Annotated in this window: 1 protein-coding gene; it reads right to left on the reverse strand. The window is 40.1% G+C overall.

The features are described 5' to 3' along the window. Nucleotides 1-13: 13 nt before the first annotated feature. Nucleotides 14-1,126 carry a ribonuclease D gene (rnd, locus tag CXF78_RS00970; RefSeq protein ID WP_059745357.1) on the reverse strand — a complete coding sequence of 371 codons (1,113 nt, stop codon included), beginning with the start codon at nt 1,124-1,126 and terminating at the stop codon, nt 14-16. Between the last annotated feature and the right edge of the window lie 109 nt (nt 1,127-1,235).

The raw sequence follows: 1,235 nt of genomic DNA on the forward strand, positions 1-1,235 counted from the left end.
AACTAGAGCTAAATTAACTAAAGCGTACTGGCTCTAGTAAATCACCTACCAACTGCCCACGCCAACCAACCAAGAGTATCGGTGTTGGTGTTTGCTTGTTGTGGTATAACCATAATAGAAATTCATGAATATGGCGTTTAGAACCAACAAATTCTAATGCGACGTTTTCACGCTCACATAATTCAGTTAAGACTGTTTTAACTTCTTTAAAAGCTGATTTATAACCAGACTTAAGCGCCACAACATCAACTTCTTCAGGGAGATTAATTAAATCTGCCGTCGCCATAACCGTTAATAAATCTTTGCCGTGAATACGTTTCTCTTGATCTGTTAAGTCATTTAAACTATTCAATTCCGCTAATGTGGTTGGTTGTTTTTTGGCTAATGCAATTAATGCATGGTCTTTTACAACAAAACCTAGCGCAAGATTACGGCTTACCGCTTTGGCTAAACGCCATTTTGCCAATACTTTTAAATAGGCTAGCTGCTGACTCGATAGTTGAAACGCATTTTTTACTTTAAGGTAGACGCTGTCGCCTTCTGGCAATGACATGCGCCCTTCGGTCATACGCTGACCTTCTTCAAACAACCATTCAACACGATTATCTGCAGCAAGCTTCTGTTGCAGCTGTGGGTATAATTGATACAAGTAAAACACATCATTAGCCGCATACTGTAATTGTGCATCAGAAAGCGGACGATTCATCCAATCCGTGCGTGACTCACCTTTATCTATTTCGACTTGCAAGCATGCGTCAACCAGCTTGGCATAACCTAAACCATGGCCTAAACCAGCAAAGCTTGCAGCTATTTGGCTATCAAATAGTGGGCTTGGCTGGCATTCACCGTAATGAGCAAATACTTCGAGATCTTCACTGCATGAATGCACTAATTTGACAATATTTTGGTCAGTTAATAACTGCCAAAATGGGCTTAAATCGGTAATCGCAACCGGATCAATTAAGGCTAAAGTTTTGCCATCATAGGCTTGAATAAGGCCTAATTTAGCATAATAGGTTCGAGTGCGGACAAACTCAGTATCTAGCACCAGTAAGGTGCTTTGTTGGTATTGTTCAACTAATGACAACAGGCTGGCATCATCACTGATATATTCAAACGTTAACAAAATAGGCTCCGCTAAAAAAATGTGTGAGCAATACGATAAGCTGATAACAACCAAACATAAAAAAGCCGGCTCAGTTGCCGGCTTTGATTTTACGCTTTCTTAACTTCAT

The sequence above is a fragment of the Shewanella sp. 11B5 genome (assembly GCF_002836795.1).
Taxonomy (GTDB): Bacteria; Pseudomonadota; Gammaproteobacteria; order Enterobacterales; family Shewanellaceae; genus Shewanella; species Shewanella frigidimarina.